This is a genomic window from Ferrimonas marina (genome assembly GCF_900129905.1).
In the GTDB taxonomy this organism is placed as follows: Bacteria; Pseudomonadota; Gammaproteobacteria; order Enterobacterales; family Shewanellaceae; genus Ferrimonas; species Ferrimonas marina.
In genome coordinates, this window is record NZ_FQXG01000004.1 from 84,155 (window position 1) to 105,561 (window position 21,407).

The 21,407-nt window shown below is 62.6% G+C and carries 22 protein-coding genes and 1 other RNA gene; 10 read left to right on the forward strand and 13 right to left on the reverse strand.

All coding sequences use genetic code 11. The annotated features are described in order from the left end of the window. The first annotated feature begins 156 nt into the window (after nt 1-156). Both yiaY and BUC04_RS10480 read left to right on the forward strand, forming a co-directional pair. Nucleotides 157-1,308, forward strand: a complete 1,152-nt coding sequence (gene yiaY, locus BUC04_RS10475; protein ID WP_067656482.1) for an L-threonine dehydrogenase — start codon at nt 157-159, stop codon at nt 1,306-1,308. 101 nt (nt 1,309-1,409) lie between these two features. Beyond that, nucleotides 1,410-1,781, forward strand: a complete 372-nt coding sequence (locus BUC04_RS10480) for an outer membrane protein assembly factor BamE (RefSeq protein WP_067656485.1) — start codon at nt 1,410-1,412, stop codon at nt 1,779-1,781. Nucleotides 1,782-1,850: 69 nt separating this feature from the next. Here the strand turns inward: BUC04_RS10480 and BUC04_RS10485 are convergent, their stop codons facing one another. Both BUC04_RS10485 and BUC04_RS10490 read right to left on the reverse strand, forming a co-directional pair. Continuing rightward, nucleotides 1,851-2,207, reverse strand: a complete 357-nt coding sequence (locus BUC04_RS10485) for an RnfH family protein (protein ID WP_073325848.1) — start codon at nt 2,205-2,207, stop codon at nt 1,851-1,853. Beyond that, a complete protein-coding gene (locus BUC04_RS10490) occupies nt 2,200-2,634 on the reverse strand; it encodes an SRPBCC family protein (RefSeq protein WP_067656489.1) in 435 nt (144 codons plus the stop codon). Before BUC04_RS10490 ends, BUC04_RS10485 begins: the two co-directional genes overlap by 8 nt. 253 nt (nt 2,635-2,887) lie before the next feature. On the opposite strand from BUC04_RS10490, the gene smpB reads away from it, so the two are divergent. The 3 genes from smpB (at nt 2,888) to BUC04_RS10505 (ending at nt 4,676) form a co-directional block, all read left to right on the forward strand. Next, nucleotides 2,888-3,376, forward strand: a complete 489-nt coding sequence (gene smpB, locus BUC04_RS10495) for an SsrA-binding protein SmpB (protein ID WP_067656491.1) — start codon at nt 2,888-2,890, stop codon at nt 3,374-3,376. A gap of 67 nt (nt 3,377-3,443) precedes the next feature. Then, nucleotides 3,444-3,804, forward strand: a transfer-messenger RNA (tmRNA) gene (ssrA, locus tag BUC04_RS10500). A 158-nt stretch (nt 3,805-3,962) separates the two neighbouring features. After that, nucleotides 3,963-4,676, forward strand: a complete 714-nt coding sequence (locus BUC04_RS10505) for an HNH endonuclease family protein (protein ID WP_067656492.1) — start codon at nt 3,963-3,965, stop codon at nt 4,674-4,676. On the opposite strand, the gene BUC04_RS10510 is transcribed toward BUC04_RS10505, so the two are convergent. After that, nucleotides 4,646-5,140 carry a DUF6491 family protein gene (locus tag BUC04_RS10510; RefSeq protein ID WP_067656494.1) on the reverse strand — a complete coding sequence of 165 codons (495 nt, stop codon included), beginning with the start codon at nt 5,138-5,140 and terminating at the stop codon, nt 4,646-4,648. The genes BUC04_RS10505 and BUC04_RS10510 overlap by 31 nt on opposite strands. 153 nt (nt 5,141-5,293) lie before the next feature. Here BUC04_RS10510 and BUC04_RS10515 point away from each other — a divergent pair, with 153 nt between their 5' ends. Next, nucleotides 5,294-6,997 carry a DUF885 family protein gene (locus tag BUC04_RS10515; protein WP_067656496.1) on the forward strand — a complete coding sequence of 568 codons (1,704 nt, stop codon included), beginning with the start codon at nt 5,294-5,296 and terminating at the stop codon, nt 6,995-6,997. A gap of 25 nt (nt 6,998-7,022) precedes the next feature. Here the strand turns inward: BUC04_RS10515 and BUC04_RS10520 are convergent, their stop codons facing one another. From BUC04_RS10520 to BUC04_RS10550, 7 genes are all read right to left on the reverse strand, one after another. Beyond that, nucleotides 7,023-8,393: a BatD family protein gene (locus tag BUC04_RS10520; RefSeq protein WP_082766563.1), complete on the reverse strand. Its 1,371-nt coding sequence runs from the start codon at nt 8,391-8,393 to the stop codon at nt 7,023-7,025. After that, the gene (locus tag BUC04_RS10525) at nt 8,390-9,943 is read right to left on the reverse strand and encodes a VWA domain-containing protein (RefSeq protein ID WP_067656502.1); all 1,554 of its coding nucleotides are present in this window, start codon (nt 9,941-9,943) and stop codon (nt 8,390-8,392) included. Before BUC04_RS10525 ends, BUC04_RS10520 begins: the two co-directional genes overlap by 4 nt. Beyond that, the gene (locus BUC04_RS10530; protein WP_067656505.1) at nt 9,936-10,913 is read right to left on the reverse strand and encodes a vWA domain-containing protein; all 978 of its coding nucleotides are present in this window, start codon (nt 10,911-10,913) and stop codon (nt 9,936-9,938) included. The genes BUC04_RS10525 and BUC04_RS10530 overlap by 8 nt, the downstream gene beginning before the upstream one ends. Continuing rightward, entirely contained in the window at nt 10,906-11,409 is a 504-nt protein-coding gene (locus BUC04_RS10535) for a DUF4381 domain-containing protein (protein WP_067656508.1), read from the reverse strand. The genes BUC04_RS10530 and BUC04_RS10535 overlap by 8 nt, the downstream gene beginning before the upstream one ends. After that, nucleotides 11,406-12,314: a DUF58 domain-containing protein gene (locus BUC04_RS10540; RefSeq protein WP_067656511.1), complete on the reverse strand. Its 909-nt coding sequence runs from the start codon at nt 12,312-12,314 to the stop codon at nt 11,406-11,408. Before BUC04_RS10540 ends, BUC04_RS10535 begins: the two co-directional genes overlap by 4 nt. Before the next feature lie 4 nt (nt 12,315-12,318). After that, nucleotides 12,319-13,284, reverse strand: coding sequence for an AAA family ATPase (locus tag BUC04_RS10545; protein WP_067656514.1), 966 nt, complete (start codon nt 13,282-13,284; stop codon nt 12,319-12,321). A gap of 65 nt (nt 13,285-13,349) precedes the next feature. Then, a complete protein-coding gene (locus tag BUC04_RS10550; RefSeq protein ID WP_073325852.1) occupies nt 13,350-14,300 on the reverse strand; it encodes an ankyrin repeat domain-containing protein in 951 nt (316 codons plus the stop codon). Nucleotides 14,301-14,439: 139 nt separating this feature from the next. Here BUC04_RS10550 and BUC04_RS10555 point away from each other — a divergent pair, with 139 nt between their 5' ends. Then, nucleotides 14,440-15,750 (forward strand): ion transporter, encoded by a 1,311-nt coding sequence (locus BUC04_RS10555; protein ID WP_073325854.1) that lies wholly within the window; start codon nt 14,440-14,442, stop codon nt 15,748-15,750. Nucleotides 15,751-15,806: 56 nt separating this feature from the next. Further along, entirely contained in the window at nt 15,807-16,169 is a 363-nt protein-coding gene (locus tag BUC04_RS10560) for a hypothetical protein (protein ID WP_143165680.1), read from the forward strand. Nucleotides 16,170-16,217: 48 nt separating this feature from the next. Here BUC04_RS10560 and rfaD read toward each other — a convergent pair whose 3' ends face one another. Further along, entirely contained in the window at nt 16,218-17,171 is a 954-nt protein-coding gene (gene rfaD, locus BUC04_RS10565; RefSeq protein ID WP_067656527.1) for an ADP-glyceromanno-heptose 6-epimerase, read from the reverse strand. Between the two features lie 52 nt (nt 17,172-17,223). Next, on the reverse strand, nt 17,224-18,231 hold the full coding sequence (locus BUC04_RS10570) for a glycosyltransferase family 9 protein (RefSeq protein WP_067656972.1): 1,008 nt from the start codon (nt 18,229-18,231) through the stop codon (nt 17,224-17,226). Nucleotides 18,232-18,645: 414 nt separating this feature from the next. Between BUC04_RS10570 and sigZ the strand changes: the two genes are divergently transcribed. Next, the gene (gene sigZ, locus BUC04_RS10575) at nt 18,646-19,179 is read left to right on the forward strand and encodes an RNA polymerase sigma factor SigZ (RefSeq protein ID WP_067656530.1); all 534 of its coding nucleotides are present in this window, start codon (nt 18,646-18,648) and stop codon (nt 19,177-19,179) included. Between the two features lie 80 nt (nt 19,180-19,259). Here the strand turns inward: sigZ and BUC04_RS10580 are convergent, their stop codons facing one another. Further along, complete coding sequence (locus BUC04_RS10580) at nt 19,260-20,135, reverse strand: LysR family transcriptional regulator (protein ID WP_067656533.1); 876 nt, start codon at nt 20,133-20,135, stop codon at nt 19,260-19,262. Between the two features lie 122 nt (nt 20,136-20,257). Between BUC04_RS10580 and BUC04_RS10585 the strand changes: the two genes are divergently transcribed. Next, a complete protein-coding gene (locus tag BUC04_RS10585) occupies nt 20,258-21,250 on the forward strand; it encodes an oxidoreductase (RefSeq protein WP_067656536.1) in 993 nt (330 codons plus the stop codon). Nucleotides 21,251-21,407: the final 157 nt, after the last annotated feature.

Sequence of the window (21,407 nt, forward strand, 5' to 3'; positions counted from 1 at the left end):
CAATCGATTTGTTTTACCCTCCGCTTTCGGGATCTCAGATCCCACTACGAAACATTTTCGCCACATCATCTTATGACGCCGGTCACATAACCTTGCAGCAGCCGGTGCTAGCTTGGTTCTCAGCAAAGGATTAATTCACTGTTGAGGAGTGCTGTCATGGCCGTTACCAAATTCTTCATCCCTGCCGTCAATACCCTGGGCCAGGGTGCCCTGGACGACGCCATCGGCGATATTGTCGCCCTGGGTTTTCGCAAGGCGCTGATCGTCACCGATAAGCCGCTGGTGCAACTGGGGATCAGTAGTCAGGTGGTGGACAAGCTCCAGACCCAAGGCATCGAAGCTGTGGTGTTCGACGGCGTGCAGCCCAACCCAACCACCGCCAACGTGGCCGCCGGTCTGGCCATGCTGAAGCAGGCTGAGTGTGACTTCGTGCTCTCCCTCGGCGGTGGCTCGCCGCATGACTGCGCTAAGGGGATCGCCCTGGTCGCCACCAACGGCGGCGACATCCGCGACTACGAAGGGGTAGACCAATCCGCCAAGCCGCAGCTACCGCTGGTGGCGATCAATACCACCGCCGGCACCGCCTCGGAGATGACCCGCTTCTGCATCATCACCGATGAGTCACGCCACATTAAGATGGCCATCGTCGACAAGAACACCACACCGATCCTGTCGGTCAATGACCCGGAGCTGATGCGCCTTAAGCCCAAAGACCTGACCGCGGCCACCGGTATGGACGCGCTGACCCACGCCATCGAGGCCTACGTCTCCACCGCCGCCAGCCCCATCACCGACGCCTGCGCCGAGAAGGCGATCAGCCTGATCAGCCAGCACCTACGTGCCGCAGTGGCCAATGGCGACGATCTGGAGGCGCGGGAGCAGATGGCCTATGCCCAGTTCCTCGGTGGCATGGCCTTTAACAACGCCAGTCTGGGTTATGTTCACGCCATGGCCCACCAACTGGGTGGCTTCTACGACCTGCCCCACGGCGTCTGTAACGCCCTACTGCTGCCCCATGTGCAGCGCTTCAATGCCCCGGCTTGTGCCGCCCGCCTCAAGGCCGTGGCTGCGTTGATGGGCGTCGACACCAGCGCACTGGATGACACCGCCGGGGCCGAGGCTGCCATCGTTGCCATCCAGACCCTGGCCAGTGACATTGGCATCCCGGCCAACCTGACCGCGCTGGAGGTGAAGGCGGAGGACATCCCCACCCTGGCCAGCAACGCGTTGAAGGACGCCTGTGGCCTGACCAACCCGCGCCAGGCCAGCCATGAGGAGATCATGGGGATCTTCCAGGCGGCGATGTAACTTGCCAGAGAAAAAAGGGCGGCACCGAGGTGCCGCCCTTTTTTTGCAGCCACGGCTTCGCTATGATGCGGGCTTACTAACATGGCGACACAGAGAAAAGAATGAAGCAGTTCCGCACGCTGGTATTGGCAGCGGCCCTGTCCACAGGGATGGCAGGTTGTTCCGTATTTGACTGGATGGTGTACAAGATTGACATCCCCCAGGGGAACTTCATCGAACAGGTGCAGGTGGAAAAGCTGCGCATTGGCATGACCCGCGAGCAGGTTGAGTTTGTACTGGGGCGCCCGGTACTGCGCGACAGCTTCGCTTCGAACAAGTGGTACTACGTCTACCAATTCAAGAACGGTCGCACCAATGAGCTGACCCGGCGTGAGCTGGTGGTCCGCTTCGAGGACGACGTGGTGGCCGAGGTGGAAGGCGACTACAACCTGAGCGACGAATTCATGACCCCGCTGGACGCCGGCCGACCCTGAGTGCCCTGGTCGTCATTCAACAAAAACGCAGCCCGATGGCTGCGTTTTTTGTTGCGACGGCTTCAGAGGCTACTGCTCGGCGTTGTCGTCCGCCCGCAGCGGATTGGGCCGGCCACCGGTGACCTTATCGGCACGCCCCTCCTGCTTGGCCTTCTCCGCCCGGCGCTTGCGCACCTCGCGAGGATCCGCCAGCAGAGGACGGTAGATCTCCACCCGCTCACCGGCCTTCAATGGCTGGCCCAGCTTAACGGTGCGGCTGAAGATCCCCACCTTCTGTTTGGCCAGATCTATCTCAGGATGCAGCAGCAACACCCCGGAAGCCTCGATGGCGGCCTCAACGTCACTGCCCACCGGCACATGTACCTTTTTCAGAAAGGCGCTGTCCGGCAGCGCGTAGACCACCTCCACCTCCATCATCTCAGCCACCGTAGACCTCCTTGGCCCGGACAGAGAAAGATTGCACCATGGACTGCGCCAGCTCGTTGAACACCTTGCCAAAGGCCTTTTCCACCAGGGCGTTGGCAAACTCGAACTGCAAAGTCAGCTCCACCTTGCAGGCGTCTTCCCGCAGCGGGGTAAACTGCCACTGGCCCTGCAGCTGACGAAACGGCCCCTCTTTCAGCTGCATCAGGATCCGGCTGCCCGGCTCCAGTTGATTCTCGGTGGTGAAGCTTTGGGCGATCCCCGCCTTACGCACCGATACCGAGGCCAGCATCGATTGTTCGTCGGCCTGGTGAACCTCGCTGCCAACGCAGCCAGGCAGAAACTGCGGATAGGCCGCCACATCATTGACCAGCGCGTACATCTGCGATGCGCTAAAGCGCACCAAAGCGCTGCGATTAATCTCTGGCATTACTGCCCTCCCATGTTCACTTCGCGCTAGTTTGCCATAGCGCCGATGCCGCTTCACGGGAAAATGGCGTAACACCCCAGTCCCAGCCGTTTTGAGACCAACCGCTGGGGCAAATCCTCAACCCAAGGGACGCCCATTTCGCTGCTGACATCGGTGCCATCTGCGCCAGCGCCAAGTCATTGCACTCTTGGCGTCAATAACTGGCACTTCAGGCCATACCAAATTGACCGTGGACGGGTATAATGTGCCGCCTATGGCTAAGAAAAACGCAAAGAAAACCAAGCCCACTTCCTCCACCATCGCGCTGAACAAGAAAGCGAAGCACGAGTACAAATTCCTGGAGAAGATTGAGGCGGGACTCTCCCTGCAAGGCTGGGAAGTCAAATCCATGCGGGCAGGTAAAGTGAACCTGACCGATTGTTACGTCATCATCCAACGGGGCGAGGCCTACCTGGTGGCCTGCAACATCACCCCCCTGAACACCGCCTCCACCCACGTGGTGTGCGAGCCGATGCGCCCGCGTAAGCTGCTGCTCAAGCGCCGTGAGCTGGACCGCCTGATTGGCCAGGTCGAGCAGAAGGGTCATACCCTGGTGCCAGTGGCGCTGTACTGGAGCAAATCGTTCGCCAAGCTGGAGGTTGCCCTGGCCCAGGGTAAGCAGATGCACGATAAGCGTCAGGACAGCAAAGAGCGCGACTGGCAGCGTGAGAAGGCCCGGGTGATGAAGGGCAAGATGCGCTAACTGCTGGTTGTCTGTACAGGGTTCACTTGCCCGCCAGCGGGTGAAGTGGTAGCCTTATAACGTACTTGGGGTCGATTTAGGATTCGACGGGATACTCGAAACCCAAGGTGCATGCCGTGGGGCGGTTGGCCACGTAAAAAGCCGCAAAAAAATAGTCGCAAACGACGAAAACTACGCCCTCGCTGCCTAATAAGCAGTAGAGTGCCTGCCTCTGAAGCCCCGCTTGCTGGCTGAAGGTTCAAGGCAGTCAAACCCTGCAAGATCGCGTGGAACCTTTGTCCGGAGGTGAAGCGTTAAAACCAATCGGACTCGCCTTGATGAAGCCTGTTGTTCGGCGTCTGACTGGGTTAACTAAAAGAGCAACTAAGCATGTAGTGCCGACGGCGTAGGTGTTTCGGACGCGGGTTCAACTCCCGCCGACTCCACCAAACGTTTGGAAAAAGCCCATCCGCAAGGATGGGCTTTTTTTGTGCCTGCTGGCCGGCCAAACCTAAGCCAAGCCACTGTTAAACCACAACAGATTGCCTCCGGGCCCGGGCTTTGTTAGCGTGCCTGCCAGATTGAAGCTTCGGATGTTGCCAACGCCATGCGCCTGTTTGTCCTCTGGGTGCTGCTGTGGCCGGCCTTCTCACTCCACGCTGACGAGATTAAGCTCTCCAACAGCGGGATCTGCCACGACCACAACAGCCCCTCCTACGCCCGTACCCAAAACTTCCAACCCTTTGCCAGCCTGGAAGCCTGCCTGAAGGCCGGTGGCCGCCTGCCCGCCAATCGGGCGGAACCGACGGCCGTCAACAGCCAGAGTGGAGACTACCATCGCAGTGCCTTTCGCCACTGGAGCGGCAGCTGCCCCAACACACGTCATCAGCTGCTGGCCGAACAGTCCACCGCGGTGCAGACCACCTTCACCAACGACCGCGGCTGCACGGTAGATCGGGGTAAGTGGCGCGACCTCTACTCCGGCCTGACCCACTACGTGGCCAGGGAGCTGGACATCGACCACATCGTGCCGCTGGCCTACTCCTGGTCGCGGGGCAGTGACCGCTGGGACGATGCCACCCGCGAGCGCTTTGCCAACGACAACGCCAACCTGGTGGTCACCACCGCCCGGCTAAACCGCCAAAAGGGGGCACTGGGCCCCACCGAATGGCTGCCACCGGATGAGGCCTACCGCTGCCAGTACCTGCTCAGATTTGACCGGGTGATGAAGCGCTATGGCCTGAGCTATCAGCCCGATGAGGCACTGGAAATGGCCGCACTAAAGCAACGCTACTGCGGCATCGAGCCCTCATCCGATTGAGTGTCATCCTGCGCCAGGGCCTCGACCCCATTGGCGATCTGGGCCTTCACCGCCTGGTACTGCTCCTTACCGTCCACCTTGTAGATCCGCTCGATATGAGTCTTACGACCCCGCTCCAGTGGGGTCGATACCGTATCGAACCGCGCCTCCACCGAGCCCACCGTGGAGCTGACCAGCACCACATTGGCAAAGGTCAGGTTGGGATCCGGCCGCTGCAGGATCAGCAGGTACCAGGTTCGGGGTGACTGCTGGATCAGCACCGCTTGGTTATCCAGTGCCTCCCAGGAGTTCATCCGGTAGTTCTCGATGCGCTGTACCTGTTCCAGCTCGCTGAAGCTGTACTTGGGATCCTCCACATAGGGCTCAGAGCTGCACCCCGCCAATACCAGGCCCCAGGCCAGAAGCAGCCCCCACACCAGAACCGGCCGGGAGCTGATCGAGAATCCGCTTTGTCGCCACGCCATACTCGGCTCCTTTTTCACTGTCTCACTGCAGTATTCGCAATATCCCTGACCCCTGCCAGAGTGCGCCGACCCGGTCAGTGCCATATCCCTTGTTGTTGCCCTGCCCCTATGCCACCATCACAGTCCGTTTCATGGCGATGTTGTAGAGGATACATGGACGCATTTTCCCAAATAGAACAAGACTATATCCAGCTTATCAGCCAAGACCCCAACGCCTGTGTTGAGCTGGGACTGCCGCAACGCCTGGGGGATCTGCCAGATCCCTCCATGGCCGCTGCCAAGGCGCAGCGAGAGCGGGCTGAGGATATGCTGACTGCCATTAACGCCCTCGATGCCGAACTGCTGAGCTTTGAGCAGCAGCAGGACCTGGCCCTGATGGCCCTATCCGCCCGCCAGATCCTGGTCAAGGGCGACTTCCAGGTGGAGGGGCAGAGTACCCTGCAGATGCTGCCCCAGGCCGGCGATAAGCTCAGTGCCGGCATTTTCCTACTGGTGGTGGCGGATCCCCGTCCGGCCCAGGCTCGGCTGGATGACATCCTGTCTCGCTTGCAGCAGGCCCCCGAGTTTCTCAGCGCCATGCTGGCGCGCTTGCAGACCCCAGTGGCGCGCTGGGTCAATATCGAGCTGGAAACCCTGGATGGCCTGCCGGGCTTCTTTGCCACCATCGCCGATTGGGCCGAGCAGGAGGACTATGAAGCCCTCGACAGCCTGCGCCGCGCCATCGACCAGACTAATGACGCCATGGAGCGCTATGCCGCCGCCCTGAAGGGGCTGCTCACCACTGAGCAGTTTGCTATCGGTGCTGAGCAGGCACAGCGTCTGCTGGCCGCTAATGGTATCGAGCAGAGCCTGGAGAGCATCCACAGCTTTGCCTGTGATTTTGTCAGCCGCACCCAGGCGGAGATCGAGGCCCTGCGCCAGCAGCTGTGTCAGCGCTACGAACTCGCCGCCGACACCACTGTTCAGCAACTGCAACAGTGGCTCTACCAACGCTATGCCGTAGAGGTGGCGGATGGTGATCTGCAAGGGGTGATCCGCCGCTACCAGGACGAGGCGAACAAGATCGAGGCCTTTATCCGCGATACCGGGCTGTTCCCCATCCCGGCGCAACAACGGATGCAGATCATGCAAACCCCGGCATTCATGGCACCAATGATCCCCGCCGGCGCGATGATGCAGCCGGCTGCGATGCGCCCCGGTGAAAAGGTGTCGCAGATCTACCTGACCCTGAGCGAAGCGCTGCTGGATGAGCACACCGAGCTGGGCATTCCGGTGATGATGATCCACGAGGGGATCCCCGGTCATCACCTGCAGTTGGCCACCGCCAGCCTGCATGACTCGCCGGTACGCCGGGTCTTCCCCGCCATGGAGCTGGCCGAGGGCTGGACCACCATGCTGGAGGATTACATGCTGGACCAGGGCTACATGGGGTCACTGACCGACGAAGCCCGCTTTATCGCCAAGCTGGACATCAGCCGCATCAGTGCCCGGGTGGCGATTGATCTTTACTTCCTCACCGGCGAGCGGCGCTACCTGGAGATCGGCTATCCGGTCGCCCTGGACAGCGAGGATCCCTTCATCAATGCCGGGGCTCTTTTGCAAGCAGTGACGGGCTTCACCGAGGGGCGTGTCCAGGCGGAGCTGAACTGGTACTCACAGGAGCGCGGCTATCCGATGTGCTACCTGCTGGGCAACACCCTGGTGTGGCAGCTGAAACGGGATTTCGATGCCCACCACACCGAGCTGACCGAGCGGGAGCGGGACCAGGCGTTCCACCGCCACTTCCTGCAAGCGGGCAACATGCCGATGGCGATGCTACGTCAGCGCTTTGCCCACTTAGGCCTGATCGCCGCCTAAGCGAACCCCTCACGGCCCCCGCTGTTCAGCGGGGGCTGTCGCTCTGGTGTTCGTCCCTCACTGCCGCTGTCTCATTGGCTGCTGTCCCCTCTGCTATTCTCCCTTCAGCCTCGCTCTTCTCCAGGTTCGAACGCATCTGGCCCAATCGGTTCAAGGCCGGGATCGCCAGGGGCCAGCGCCAGCCTCGCGGGCGTCGTATGCTGTACCACAGCGCCCAGAGTGCCCCGGCACTGGGCCTGCCACCCGGGGCAAACTGCTGCTGTGACCAGCGGGCACGCAATCCAGAAGAGAGGTCCGGGGCCAGCAACCAGGTCCCCTGCTTGCGCACCCGCTTGAGGTAGAGCAGCCGATTGGCCTCGGCGTAGTGGCGCTTAAGCAGCGCCACACGAAACTGCCAGCCCAGTGGAACCCGCCCCTGCTGCCAGCGACGGCGCAGCCAACGCAATCCCAACCAAAGTCCAGACAGCACCAACAAGAACACCAGCAGTGGCCCGCCATAGGCCCGTACAGCGCTTGCCGGGGTGTGCCTCACCGACCACTGGCCGCCAGGCACCACCAGGCTCTGTAGCTTGTCCTGCTCGGTATCCCACCACTTGATTGACCACTGAGGCAGGGTCAGCTGGCCCCCTTGTTGAACCAGCCAGGTTTGCTCATCGACCCGCTGGGCACTGTAGGCACCGCGATTTTGCTGATCGGTCAGCACCGGCGGCGCCGCGTAGGCCTGAACCTTGGCATTGCTGGGCAGCGGCGGGGCCGGCAGCATCGCTGCGGTGGTGTTGTCTGCGTACTGGGTGATGGTGCGGGTGATGCTGTCGCCCACCCGCAGCTCGCCGCCCGGCTCAGGTTGCCACTGCACCTTTAGCGAAAGATCACTGGCGGCTACCCAGGGCACCGCTTCGGTCAGGCTGGGATCCGGCAGCTGCGCCTGGAACTGCAGCGGCGGGGTGGGCAGCGTCCCCACAATGGCTTGCCGGTCCGGGCCACTAATGCTCAACGTCACCGGCACCGGCGGCACCGTGCGTGCCCCCTCGGCTTGCGGGTAGAGCACCAGCTCCCAGCGCTGCACCGCCCAGCTCTGCTGCCCCTCACGGCGGCTGTAGTTGGTGGCAAGCTGACTGCGCTGCATCACCAGGGTGTTGGGGATCTCCAGGTGGCCCAGCCGGGTGCCGGCGGTCAGCCAGCTGTCAGTGGAAACCTCGATCACCATACGGATCTGCTCACCCACAGCGACGGACTCACTCGGCTCTAACCAGGCATCGAGCTTTACATGCCCCTGCTGCTGCCACTGCGCCAGGCTGGTGGCATGGGCCACACTCCCTGATTGCGTTGCCAACAGCAGCACAGCGAGGAAAGCCCGCAGCAGCAATAGGGGCCGAGCTGTTGCTATGCCTCTCATTGCTCCGCCTCCGCGGCGAACTTATTGCGCAGGAACACTGCAGGGTCTCCCTCCACTCGCCGCATCCAGCGCTCGTTCAGCGCGGGATCCGCCAGTAACTCGCTAGCCTGCCACTGCTGTGGCACCATCATCTGGCGACTGACCTGCTCCTCGGCCCCCTCGGCGCGCTGTGGATCATCCTCACCCAGCTCCTTGGATGCCTCGTTCTCGGTATTGGCCTGGCTTTCGCTGATGCGGTTGATCTCCTCGATGATCCCCTGGACCAGGGCCCGATTCTGCGCCGCACCGGGGAACTGCGGCGACTGCGCCAGCAACCGGTCATACAGGGCTCTCGCCGCCAGGTACTCGCGCTGATGGGCCAGGGCATTGGCGGCATTGAACAGCGCCTGGGGGCTATCCACCCTCAGGAAGTAGCTGTGGGCCGCGGCGAACTGGCGGTCGTAGTAGAGCGCAACCCCCTTCCACATTGGGTCCTCAAACCGCTTGGCCGCCTCACCGTACTCGCCCCGCTGAAACAGCCACTGCCCCTGCTGGTCCGGCGTCAGCCACAGATCAGCAAAGCGCCACTGCTCGGCCTCCGCTGCCGGTGTGACCAGGGTAAACAACACCAGCCACTGCACCGTCCAGCCACGCCGAAACCACAATAGAAACAGCGCCAGCAACGGGAACAGCAGCCCATAGCCCATATCCTGCCAAGGCATCACATTGTCCTCGCTCATCCGCATCTGCCGTGACAGCGCCGCCAGCACCTTGGTCACATCACCATCGTCTACGGTCACCGGCACCAGTTGACCTGAGGCCGCCTGAGCCAGGACCGCCAATCCCGCCTCGTCCATCGGGATGGTGCTGGGCCGGCTGGGATCCCCCATGGTCCAGACCAGCAGTTGATTAGGCTGATCGGTAAAGAACTCGGCGAAGCGCTCAGCGGTCTGTTGCCCCACCCCGTCGCTGAGCAGCACCAGGGTCAGTGGCCCGCCCGTTTGCTCCGCCAGCTGCGCCACCAGGGGCAGGGCATATTCGGCAAACTTGCCCGGTCGTGGCATCACTTGCGGTTTGAGGCCGTGCAGCAGCGGCAGAAACACCTGGGTGTCCTCGGTCATCGGCATGGCCAGGTGCGCGCTGCCTGCATAGGCGATCAGCGCCTGGCGACCGCCGCTGCGGGCCTCGAGCAGATCCTGGATCTTCTGCTTGGCCCGGGCCAGCCGACTGGGGGCCAGATCTGTCTGCTCCATCGACTCGGACAGGTCGAGCAGCAATACCATCGCCGCCTGATCCTCACCAAAGGGGGAAGGCTGACGCTGCCAACTGGGCCCCGCGGCCACCAGGCTAGCCAGGGCAAAGGCCACCAGCAGCAACTTCAGAGGCAGATGGGCACGCCAGCCCTGCTCTCCCACGCTCAGCGCCTTGAGCAGATGGGGCGGCAACACCGCCATCCAGCCGCCCAGCGTCTGTCGGTGGCGCCACTGCAGATAGGCCAGGGCAAAGATAGGCAGCATCACCAGCAGCCAGGCCGGTCGCAGGAAATGAAAGGCCGCGATTGCCTCAACCATGCACCCGCCTCCGCCACGTCGCCCAACTGAACAGCGTCAGGTAGAGCAGCAGCACCGCCGCCACCGGCAGGTAGTGGATGGACTGCTTCAGCCGGTACTCCACGCTCTGGTACTGGGCCGGCTCCAGCTCCCCCAGGGTGTTGGTGACCTCACGCAGCTGAGTTGGTGACAAGGCGAGGAAATGACGTCCGCCGGTACGCTCTGCCACCCCCTGGATCACCGTCATATCCAGCGCCTCCTCCCCCACGGTGGCCGGATCCCCCACTGCCACCATGTAGACAGTCACCCCCTCGGCTGCGGCCACCTTGGCCGCTTCCAGTGGTGGCACCAGGCTGTCGGTGTCGTTGCCGTCGGTCAGTACCAGCACCACCTTCTGCTCCAGGGTGGAGCTACGCATCAGCTTGATGGCCAACCCCAAGGCATCCCCCAGGTGGGTGCTCTGCCCGGCCATCCCCACCTGGGCCTGATCCAATAGCGCCAGCCAGACGGCCTGGTCGGCGGTGAAGGGGGCTTGCAGGTAAGCGGCATCACCAAACAGGATCAGCCCCAGTCGATCCCCCTGGCGCTGCTGGGCAAACTCCGCCAGCACCTGCTTTACCGCTGCCAGCCGGGATAGCGCCTGCTGGCCTGGCTGGGCGAAGTCCTTCGCCGCCATCGAGCCGGACAGGTCCACCACCACCATCAGGTCCCGTCCGCTCATCTGCCGGGTCTGGGGCGGGCCCAGCCACATCGGCTTAGCCAGGGCCAAGAGCAGCAACAACCAGGTCAGCACCAGGGCAACCCGCTGCCAGCGCGCCGGCTGGGCGGTACTGGTACCGCTGCCTGGGGTTTGGCCGGTAAGTTGAGCCAGCAAAGAGAGAAAGGGGACCTGGATAGCCCGTTGGCGGGTTTGGTAGGGCGGCAACCAGCGCACCAGCAGCAAAGGCAGGGGCAGCAACCAGAGCCAGTTAGGGTGGGCAAACTCAACCATGGCGGCATCCGGGGTGGCAGCGGATCCACAGCTCCGCCTGGGCCAGCACCGCCAACATCTGCTCGGCGTCGATCTGCCACGCCTGTCGCGGCTGAAACAACGCCCGCTGCCAGGCCAGTCCGGGCCCTTTGCTGAATTCACTCTGGCCGGTTTCATCCAGGAAGCTAAGCCAGCCCAGGCCATGGCGAGCCGGCGGTGTTGCCTCCGGATAGGCATAACGTACCATCAGTGACATCAGCTGCTGCAGCTCGGTGATCTGCTGGGCCAGGGCACATCCCTTGAGCCGTTGCAGCGTCGCCAATCCCTCCCGGCGATAGCGAGCACGCCACCAGCGGCGGCCCCAGCGAGATAGCCAAACCACTCCCCACAGCAGCGCAGCCAGCATTAGCACCTGCCAGCCCAGGGTTTGTGGCCACCAAGGCACCGCCTCGGGCAGCGGCACCTCCTGCAGCTCCTTAAGCAGATGACTGGAGAGCTGGGGCAGCGACTGGCTCATGATGCCCGTCCCAGCGCGCGCTTAAGCTGGCCAACTTCATCCCCGCCAGTGTCGATCTGCAGCAGCGGCAAGCCACGCCGGGCAAAGGCACGCTGCAGTGCGGTGGCCTTGTCCGCCGCAGCTTCGGCAAAGCGCTGAGACAATGAGGCGGAGGCCGGGTCTACCGCCATCTGCTGCTGGCCGTCACTGGCAACAAAGGGCCCGGGCAGCTGTTGCTCCATGGGATCGGTAAGGTAACAGGTCAACACCTCGTTGTGGCGCTGCAGGTGGCGGATCCGGGTCAGGCAGCCGGGTTGCCAGCCATCAAAGTCGCTGATCAGCACCAGGGTATAGGCCTTGAGCTGACGCCGCTGCAGCGCGGCCAGCGCCTGCTCCAGTTGCTGCGGCTGACTATCGGCCCGCCCGGCTCCCAGTGCCTGGTTGGCCTTGGCCAATCGGGCCAGGGCGCGCATCCAGGCCAGGGACTGCCGCTGTGGCTCAAACCAGTCACAGCCGCTGTCGGTCAGCAGCAGCATTCCGACCCGATCGCCATCGGCCAGGGCCCGCCAGCCCAGCAGGCTGGCCAAACGGGCCGCCACCACCGATTTCATGGTGACCTGGGAGGCAAAAAATAGGGATTGGCGTTGATCGGCCAGGATCAGTACCGAGCGATCCCGCTCCTCGGTGAACACCCTAACGTGGGGCTTGCCGGTGCGCAGCGTCACCTTCCAGTCCAGGGTGCGGATGTCGTCGCCATCGCGGTAGTGGCGCAGCTCCTCGAAATCCAGGCCACGGCCACGAAAGCGCGAACCGTGCTGGCCCGCTAATGGGCTGGCACTGGGCGAACGGGGCAGCAAGCTTAATCCCTGCAGCGCCCCTTTGAGGCTAAGCAGCTGACGGTAATCCACATGGATACGAGGGTCCATCGCCCTACCCCACCGGCACCCGCTCAAGCAGTGCCGCCACCACATCCTGCGACCGCACCTGATCGGCCAGGGCATCAAAACTCAGCTTGATACGATGGCCTAATACCCCCTGCGCCACGGCACGGATATCCTCTGCATCCACGTAATCCCGCCTGGCCAGCCAGGCCTTGACCCGGGCGCATCGGTCCAGCGCAATGGAGGCTCGGGGACTGGCGCCAATCTGGATCCAGCTGGCCAGTTCACCGAAGTTGCTGGGTTGTCGGGTGGCCATCACCAGGGCTACCAGGTAGCGTTCGGCGGTGTCGGAGACCTGGACCTGGCTGATCGCCTGACGTGCCGCCAGCACCTGCTCAGCGCTGACAATCCCCGCAGGCGGGGCCACGGGCTGCTCCTCATCACGCATCAGGCGGACAATGGCCCGCTCCTCTTCCTCCTCCGGATAGGGCACGGTGACCTTCATCAGGAAGCGATCCATCTGCGCCTCAGGCAACGGGTAGGTGCCCTCCTGCTCGATGGGGTTCTGGGTGGCCAGCACCATAAACAGTGGCGGTAGCTGGTGGGTCTGGCCGCCGACGGTGAGGGTACGCTCGGCCATCGCCTCCAGCAGGGCCGCTTGCACCTTGGCCGGCGCCCGGTTGACCTCATCGGCCAAAACCAGTTGATTGAAGATGGGGCCCGGCTGGAACACCAGGCTGGGCTTGCCCTCCACCTCCCGGTACACCTCGGTGCCGGTGACATCAGAAGGGAGCAGGTCCGGAGTGAACTGGATGCGACCAAACTGTGCCGACAGGGCCTGGGCCAGCGCCTTGACCGCCCGGGTCTTGGCCGTGCCAGGCAGGCCCTCCAGCAGCAGGTGGCCGTCGCTGAGCAGTCCTATGATCAGAGCTTCCACCACCTCAGCCTGGCCGATGATGCTCTGGCCAATCTGCTGTTGCAGCTGCACCATCGCCTCCCGTGCTGCGTCAGACATCATCTTCTCCCTGGGTTATGAGTCGCCGGAACGCTCGACATGGATTCCGCAGCGGCAACGGACACTCACTGCGATTGCAGCAAACTGAGGATCTCCAGGTAGCCCAGCGCCTGGGCCATCTGTGCCGGAGTCTGACCGTCGTAGCCTGTCAGATCGGTGCGCACCCCATGGGTCAGCAGGGCCAAGACTGCCTGACGATGGCCATGCCACACCGCATCGTGCAGCGGGGTGTAACCATTGTTTGGCCCCTGCAGATCCTTGACCCGGTGAAAGCCGGGGAAGTGGGCCAACAACTCAATCACCTCGGCGTGGCCCATATAGGCGGCCTTGTGCAGGGGCACCGCTGCCATGTAGTGATCCGCCAGGGTTTGATCCGCACCGCCCTCCAGCAGCGCCCGCACCACCGAGGCCATCCCCTCACGGGCAGCGATCAACAGCGGGGTATGGCCGTCATTGCCGCTGCCATCCACCGGCCAGCAAGCGTTCACTTCGGCTCCATTGGCCAACAGGGTGGTGACCTTATCCCGCTTCTGCGCTTCGCTCAGGCCCGGATTGGTGATCACCAGAAACAGCGGCTGACTCGCCTCCCACTGGGCCCGGTCGTGGCCGTATTGGGCCAGCAACTGCGCCATCTGCTCGCTTTGCTGCTGACCGAAGGGATCCGAATCCGCCGCACCAAACTCGGTCAGGCCCAAGGCGGTGAGACCGAAGTGGGAAACCAGTTGCGGGTTGATCTGGGGGTGGGCCAGCAGCTGTGCCACGACCGCCGGTTGACGATGCCACACCGCCACCATCAAGGGGGTGACCCCATGAGTGGGGGTTTGCAGGTTGACCGGTGCGCCGGCCTCCAGCAGCAGCGACACCAGCTCGGTATCCCCGCGCTGTACCGCCAGGTGCAGAGCGCTGTTACCCATCCCCGGCTCCAGCTCAAACACCGATGCGCCCTCACTCAATGCCAGGGCAAGGGCAGCTCTATCCCCCTCCAATACCGCTTGGTGTAATCTCGGCCAGCGCATCCGGCTCCCTCCCGCCATTTCCGTGCAACAAGCATAGTTGCTGCCATCCCCACTGGCAGCTTACGCCCAGCGCATATGGCGAAGCGGCGAAAAATCAGCCACATTGAAGCCAACCAAGGACGCGACGGGGCATCGACTGATGGGACGGAATCGCTGGGAAGGCGTGCGGGATGGGGTAGCGATAGTGGCGATCTTCACCAGCATGGTGATGGTCGCCCTGGCCCTGGTGATCCCGGAACTGGGCCAACGCTGGCTGCCCTGGCTCTACCTGCTGGATCTGCTGTGCTGGGCCGATCTGGTCTACCGGGCCCTGCGTGCCCGTCAGGGTGGCTACCTGGAGTCGATGCAAGGCAGCAAGCTGGCTCTGCTACTGGCCACCGCCCCCTGGGAGCTGCTGTTTGTCACTACGCCAATGATCGAAGGCGCCCTGCCCTGGCTTTGGGCCTTACGGCTGTTTCGGCTGTTCCAGATCAACGTGCTGCTGCTGCGGTTGCAACTGCTGGGGCTGCAGCGCAGTGGCTCGATACACCTGTTCCGGCTGTTGATCAACATCGCCCTGATCAGTCATCTGCTGGCCTGCAGCTGGCTGCTGCTGGGCTACCTGGCAGAGGACAGCTCCTGGTTGGCCAAGACCGAGCTGCTCGACGCCGAGAGTCAGCGCCAGTACATCCGCGCCCTGTACTGGACCATCACCACCATGACCACCGTGGGCTACGGCGACATCACCCCGGCCCACGACGTGGAGTTTTTGTTCTCCGCCGGGGTGATGCTGGTGGGGGCCTCGTTCTACGCTTATGTCATCGGCAACGTGGCGCTGCTGGTGGGCCAGTTAAACGCCAGCCGCAATCAGTACTACCAACAGGCCCAGCAGGTCAGCGAGTACCTTTATGAACAACAAGCCCCGCCGGCGCTGATCCAGCGCATCAAGGCCTACTACTTTCATCGCTGGCGCCGCTATAACAGCGTCAGCCGAGCCAGCTGGCTGGATGACCTGCCCCACTCCCTTGCGGTGGAGGTGAAGACCTTCCTGGCCCGACGACTGATAGAGCAGGTGCCGCTGTTTCAGCAAGCCAGTGAACCGCTGCGGGAACAACTGCTCGATGCGCTGGAGCTGGAGTACGTCGCTCCCCAGTGCCAGGTAGCCCGGGAGGGGGAGTACAACGAGCAGCTGAGCTTTATCCTGGAGGGCAGCATGAGGGTAGTCCAGGGCGGTGAGACCCTGGCGATGTTTGGCCCGGGGGACGAATATGGCCTGCATTCCATGACCAGCGGCGAACGGCGCACCGCCGGGCTGGTGACCGACAGCTACTGCGAGCTGATGCACCTGTCCCAGACCGATTACGATCGGATCCAACAGCACTATCCCGAGATTAAGACGCTGCTGGAGCAAGCACTGTCTGACAACCTGGCGGAGCTCGACCGGCTCAATCAACAAGGGGCAAGACTCTGACGCTTTTGCCGTTGCTGAGCTAGGCTTGATCCGCCGAGACAGAAGAGGTCGAGCCGATGAGATTGCTGATATTACTGCTCGTCTGTGCCCCCTTGGGGGTACTGGCTAATCACCACAAAAGCCAGGAGCTGCCGCGGGAGATGGTGGTGCCTTGCGACGGCAAAGCGGAGGGCGACAGCTGCCAGTTCAGCCGCGAATCCGGCGAACGGATCCAGGGCCAGTGCCAGCTGGCCCGGGGCCAGATGATCTGCCACCCCAGTAGCGAACACCGCAGCTCCATCAACCAGGAACTGCTGAAAGCCTGTCACCAGCGGGTGGCTGGCGAGGCCTGCAGCTTCTCCGTCGAGGGGGGCAACAGCATCGAGGGCCACTGCGAGGCCAACCCGGAAGGCGAGCTGTTCTGCAAACACGACCGTTAAGCCACAAAAAAGGGCCCCGAGGGGCCCTTTTTCCGTTATCGATACGCCTTACTGGCCGATAAAGTGCTGCTCAGCCAGCCAGTCCAGGTAGAGCGGTACCGCCTGCTCCACACTCTTGAACGGTTCGCTGTAGCCAGCGGCACGCAGCTGGGTTAGATCCGCCTGGGTGTAGCTTTGGTAGGCCCCCTTGAGCTTGTCCGGGAACGGGATGTACTCGACGTTGCCACCCTTGTGGTAGTCGATCACCGCATTGGCCACGTCGTTGAAGCTTTGTGCCTTGCCGGTGCCGCAGTTGAAGATCCCGGAGACCTCGGGGTTTTGCCACAACCACAGGTTCACCTTGACCACGTCTTCGACGAAGACAAAGTCGCGCAGCTGCTCGCCATCCTCGTAACCATCCACCCCTTCAAACAGACGACACACGCCGTTGGCCTTGAGTTGGTTGTTGAAGTGGAAGGCCACGCTGGCCATGCCGCCCTTGTGCTGCTCCCGCGGCCCGTAGACGTTGAAGTAGCGCAGACCGGCCACTTGGCAGCGGTGATCATTCTGGCGTACGTACTGGTCAAACAGGAACTTGGAGTAGGCGTACACGTTCAGCGGTTTCTCGTGCTCACGCTGTTCACTGAAGGTGTCGCTGCCGCCGTACACCGAGGCCGAGGAGGCGTAGATGTACTGACAACGGTTGCGGTTGCAGTAGTGCAGCAGCTCTTTGGAGTACTCGTAGTTGTTCTCCATCATGAAGCGGCCATCCCACTCAGTGGTGGCGGAACACGCCCCCTGGTGGAAGATCACCTCGAGCTGACCGTCGAACTCACCGCCCTGGATCTGGGCCAGGAACAGGTCCTTATCCAGGTAATCGGCGATCTCACAATCCGCCAGGTTAAACATCTTGGTGCCGTCACTGAGGTCATCCACCGCGATGATGTCGGTACGACCCATGGCATTGAGGGCCTTCACCAGGTTGCTGCCGATAAAGCCGGCGGCGCCAGTCACTACGATCATTCTCTGTTCCTTCTTGTGGCCTCGCTGGCCACCCTGTTGGTTCAAGCTAAGTTTACTTACCTTGGTCTTGATTCAAAAATGCCGCCACCTTGCTGGCCGCCAGATCGACGTCGACCAGGGCCATATTGCGGCCATCGCGACGCCCCGGCGGCGGGGTGAAGCTCAACCGCTTGTGAGCCTGCGACAGGGTCTGCCACTTCACGTGCACCGCTGAGCGGCGTGCGGCATAAAACCCCACGGTGGGCACATCGTGCAATCCCGCTAGGTGCAGGGGGCCAGTGGAGCCGGCGATGAACATATCGGCGGCCACCAGCGACTTGGCAAAATCCACCAGCTTATCCAGCGGCGGGGCCAGCGCCACGTTCACCGGCGTATCCGCCAGCGCCTGGTGGATCTCCTCCGCCAGCTTGCGCTCCTCACCGCTGTAGGTCAGCACAAACTGGCAGGGCTGCTCGGTCTGCTCATGGATCTGGCGGATAAGGCTAACAAAATGGGAGGTGGGCAGGCTACCGGAGGAGCCCCCGGTACCGGCATGAACAAACACCAGCTGGCTGTCCGCCTGCTTCTGGTAGAACGCCTGCCACTTGGGACGCTCGGCGCTGAGATCCCAGTACTGGGTGGGCAGGGACGGGATCGGAATGTCGTTGTCACGCAGCAGCCGCTCGGTCAGTCGGCAACCCTTACGCCATACCGGCTCCCCTTCGCCCATCTGAATGTTGACCCGGTGCTTGTAGCAGTACTGGTACCAGTGCAGTTTGGGGGCCACCACGTAGGGCACGCCCAGGCCCCGAACCAGGAACATGGTGCGGACCTGGGAGCGGGCCATCACGATGCCGTCGTAGTTACGCTCGGCGATCTGTGCCCGAATCGCCTTGTCATCGCCGGTATCCAGGATGATGTGATCAACATAGGGACAAGCTTCTGCCAGGCTGGCCACCACGGGGGTGACAAACACCTCGATGCTGGCCTCCGGCAGCGCCCGCTTGAGCATCGCCAGGGCCGGCCAGGCCAACACGAAATCGCCGATCTTATCGTGGCGAAAATAAAGGATTCTCTTCATCTTACCCATAGGTTCGTGAACAAAAAGGCAAAGCCCCAGTGGGCACGCACTGCCAGCTCAGGCAGCAACAGCGGATCCCACCAGGCAAAGTGACTCGATTATAACGGCTTTCCTATGGCAAATGCGTGTCCGAACTCCACAAAACAACCCGAGAGGTCCCACAAGCGGAACGATTGGCCCCAGGGAAGCAGGCCAACCACCGGGCATCTCGGCATCCCACCCGCTCCCTGATCAGCCAGCGACACCGGGCGAACATGGCGCGACTCAACTTGATAAACTGACACTGCTTGGCAGTAAACTCCGATGCGTCACCAGATAGATAGACGCGACCCAATGGGCAACAGGAAGAATTTTCGCGTCTTTTTCGCGGGTACACCGTCTGTCTAAGATTGCCCCAAAACCAAAGAGGCCCGGATGCTCTCCCATTGGCAACAGCACAAATCCCAGCTGCGCAGCTACATCCACAAACGCATTGACGACCCCAGCGCCGTTGATGACATCCTGCAGGAGGTCTACATCAAGGCCAGCACCCACCTGCACCAGCTCAAATCCCAGGGCAGCCTGGGGGGCTGGCTCTATCGCATCGCCCACAACGCCATCATGGATCACTACCGCCAGCAGCGCCCCACCACCGAGCTGCCAGAGGAGTTGGCTGCCGACGAGGCAGAGCCGGCCATCCAGGCGCATCAAAAACTGGCGCAGTGCCTGCGACCGCTGATCGAAGAGCTGCCGGACAAGTACCGCCAGCCACTGAAGCTGGCGGAGCTGGAGGGCACCTCACAGCAACAGATCGCCGATCAGCTGGGGCTGTCTCTGTCGGGCGCCAAGAGTCGGGTCCAGCGAGCCCGGGTCAAGCTGCGGGAGCAGCTGACCACCTGCTGCGACATCGAGGTCGGCCACGGCGGCGTCACCCATTTCGAGCCCAAGGATCCCAACCGCCGCTGCTAATCATCGCAGCTAACTGTGGCTAAGAGCTGCTGAACCCCATTTTTGTGCCAGACGGCTGGTGCCATTGATGTGACAAGGCATCAGCTCGCGTCTGTTTGGCCTGCAATGCCCTCACTCAGCGGCGCCAGCCAGTGGTAAACCGCAGGCTTGGGCTGACACAGCCAGATCACCTGCTCACAGGTGTAGGGGCAGCCAGATACCGGCAACACGGCGAGCCCCTGGCTTTGCGCCAGGTAATCCGGCACATAGGCCAGCCAGTCAGTGGCTTTGACCAGGCTCACCAGGGTGGCCACATCCTCAACCCGGGCGCGGATCTGGCGATGAAACGGCTCGTCGTACCAACCATCCAGGCTGGTCTGGCTGCTCATCTGGCCATAGATGGGCTTGGCCGGCACCACGAACGGCTGTTGCAGCACACGATCAATGGGCACCGCCTCCGAGCAGTCGCTCAGCAAGGGGTGCCCTGGCCGGGCGACGGTGACAAACTGGGCCTGCGCCAGCTCGGTGGCCTGCCACTCCCTGCCCTGCGGGCGCTCACCGCTGAGGGTAGAGAGCAGGGCAAGATCCACCTGGTGGCGGGCCAGGGGGACCAAATCCGCCGCCAACTGGGTCTCCACACTGACGGGCGTGTCCAACCGGGCCAGGATGGGGGCAACAAACTGGCTGAGTAGCGCCTGGGAGCCACTGATCCGCAGATGGCGTCGCCGGGGCTGACCCAGCTCGCCATCGATCTTATCCAGGGTCTGCGCCAACTCCAGCGCGCGAACAAACAGCATTTTACCCGCTTCGGTCAGCGCCCAGCCCTGGCGTCGAAACAGCGCCTGCTGATAGTGCGTTTCTATCCGTTTGATCGCTTTGGAGACCGTACCCGGTGACTGCCCCAGTTGACGCGCCGCCTCTCTCAGGCCCGGAGCACGCGCCACCGCGACAAACAGCTTCAAATCGTCCAGCTTCATATTGATTCCTTACTGGAAACGCCCGTTGCACATCCGTTTCTATTATCACAGCGAGCATAGCGCTAGACTGGCGCAGCAAACAACAACGACAGCGCACGAAAGCCGTATTTCAAGGACCCCGCATGGATCGCTTCTCCCCCCTGGCCCTCGGCCCCCACCGACTTGCCAATCGACTGGTGGTGCCCCCCATGGCCTCCCAAACCGCAGACCGCCACGGCCTGGTCACGGCCGAAACCCTCAGCCATTACCGCACCCTGGCCCAGTCCACGGCCTCGTTGGTGATGGTGGAGTACAGCTTTGTCAGCCCCTGCGGCCGCAGTGAGCCAAACCAGCTGGGGGCTCATCAAGACACCTGCATCGAGGGCCTGGGCGCCATCGCTGAGACCATCCACGCTCAAGGGGCCAAGGCGGGTCTGCAGCTGACCCACTGCGGCGGCAAGGCACAACTCGATGTATGCCCGGATCTTATGGGCCCCTCCGGCATCACCGTGCCCGCCTATGACCGCACCCTGCCCCAGCCTAAAGCGATGTCTGAACAGGCCGTATGGCACTGGCGCGATGCCTTTATCGCCGCGGCGCTGCGGGCTGCCAAGGCCGGATTTGACCTGGTCGAGCTGCACTGCGCCCACGGCTATGGCCTGAACCAGTTCCTCTCCCCCGTCACCAATCACCGAACCGACCGGTACGGCGCCAGCCTGGCTGGTAGGACGCAACTGGTGGTGGAGATCATTGAGGCGATCCGGGCCCAGACCCAGCTGACCGTGATGGTGCGGATCCCGGGGCAGGATCTCTACCCCGGCGGACTGAGCCGCGATGACATGGTGGCCGTCTCACAGCGATTGATTGCCGCCGGGGCCCAGGTACTGGATGTGTCTTCCGGTATCGGTGGCTGGAACCGCCCCCGCGACCGTCAGGGCGAGGGCTACCTGGTATCCGAGGCGGCGTATCTGAAACAGGCGGGACTGGGCGTGCCGGTGATTGGGGTTGGTGGCATTGAAACCGGTGAATACATCGACCATGCCCTGCAACAGGGCTGGCTCGACCTGGCCGCGGTTGGCCGCAAGATCCTGAGCAATCCCCAGGCCTTTGCCCAACAGCAGATGCAAGCAGCCTGACCAAAAGGCCTATCTGAGCCAGCAAGAGAGAAACAACGAGAGAGAAACGCCTGACAGATCCTGACGGGCAGCGAACATCAGAGCTGAATAGATCAGATGGATCTGTGCCTTGGGGGCTTCAAAGACTTACATTGAGGGGGGTTGGCCAGTGCCAGGG

What these genes read in the sequence shown, in the direction of transcription:
- sigZ (WP_067656530.1), top strand. Translation starts at nt 18,646, where the DNA reads ATGCTCTCCCATTGGCAACAGCACAAATCCCAGCTGCGCAGCTACATC.
- BUC04_RS10580 (WP_067656533.1), bottom strand. Translation starts at nt 20,135, where the DNA reads ATGAAGCTGGACGATTTGAAGCTGTTTGTCGCGGTGGCGCGTGCTCCG.
- BUC04_RS10490 (WP_067656489.1), bottom strand. Translation starts at nt 2,634, where the DNA reads ATGCCAGAGATTAATCGCAGCGCTTTGGTGCGCTTTAGCGCATCGCAG.
- BUC04_RS10550 (WP_073325852.1), bottom strand. Translation starts at nt 14,300, where the DNA reads ATGCGCTGGCCGAGATTACACCAAGCGGTATTGGAGGGGGATAGAGCT.
- BUC04_RS10480 (WP_067656485.1), top strand. Translation starts at nt 1,410, where the DNA reads ATGAAGCAGTTCCGCACGCTGGTATTGGCAGCGGCCCTGTCCACAGGG.
- BUC04_RS10545 (WP_067656514.1), bottom strand. Translation starts at nt 13,284, where the DNA reads ATGTCTGACGCAGCACGGGAGGCGATGGTGCAGCTGCAACAGCAGATT.
- BUC04_RS10510 (WP_067656494.1), bottom strand. Translation starts at nt 5,140, where the DNA reads ATGGCGTGGCGACAAAGCGGATTCTCGATCAGCTCCCGGCCGGTTCTG.
- BUC04_RS10525 (WP_067656502.1), bottom strand. Translation starts at nt 9,943, where the DNA reads ATGGTTGAGGCAATCGCGGCCTTTCATTTCCTGCGACCGGCCTGGCTG.
- smpB (WP_067656491.1), top strand. Translation starts at nt 2,888, where the DNA reads ATGGCTAAGAAAAACGCAAAGAAAACCAAGCCCACTTCCTCCACCATC.
- BUC04_RS10540 (WP_067656511.1), bottom strand. Translation starts at nt 12,314, where the DNA reads ATGGACCCTCGTATCCATGTGGATTACCGTCAGCTGCTTAGCCTCAAA.
- BUC04_RS10515 (WP_067656496.1), top strand. Translation starts at nt 5,294, where the DNA reads ATGGACGCATTTTCCCAAATAGAACAAGACTATATCCAGCTTATCAGC.
- BUC04_RS10535 (WP_067656508.1), bottom strand. Translation starts at nt 11,409, where the DNA reads ATGAGCCAGTCGCTGCCCCAGCTCTCCAGTCATCTGCTTAAGGAGCTG.
- BUC04_RS10570 (WP_067656972.1), bottom strand. Translation starts at nt 18,231, where the DNA reads ATGAAGAGAATCCTTTATTTTCGCCACGATAAGATCGGCGATTTCGTG.
- yiaY (WP_067656482.1), top strand. Translation starts at nt 157, where the DNA reads ATGGCCGTTACCAAATTCTTCATCCCTGCCGTCAATACCCTGGGCCAG.
- BUC04_RS10530 (WP_067656505.1), bottom strand. Translation starts at nt 10,913, where the DNA reads ATGGTTGAGTTTGCCCACCCTAACTGGCTCTGGTTGCTGCCCCTGCCT.
- BUC04_RS10560 (WP_143165680.1), top strand. Translation starts at nt 15,807, where the DNA reads ATGAGATTGCTGATATTACTGCTCGTCTGTGCCCCCTTGGGGGTACTG.
- BUC04_RS10520 (WP_082766563.1), bottom strand. Translation starts at nt 8,393, where the DNA reads ATGAGAGGCATAGCAACAGCTCGGCCCCTATTGCTGCTGCGGGCTTTC.
- rfaD (WP_067656527.1), bottom strand. Translation starts at nt 17,171, where the DNA reads ATGATCGTAGTGACTGGCGCCGCCGGCTTTATCGGCAGCAACCTGGTG.
- BUC04_RS10505 (WP_067656492.1), top strand. Translation starts at nt 3,963, where the DNA reads ATGCGCCTGTTTGTCCTCTGGGTGCTGCTGTGGCCGGCCTTCTCACTC.
- BUC04_RS10585 (WP_067656536.1), top strand. Translation starts at nt 20,258, where the DNA reads ATGGATCGCTTCTCCCCCCTGGCCCTCGGCCCCCACCGACTTGCCAAT.
- BUC04_RS10555 (WP_073325854.1), top strand. Translation starts at nt 14,440, where the DNA reads ATGGGACGGAATCGCTGGGAAGGCGTGCGGGATGGGGTAGCGATAGTG.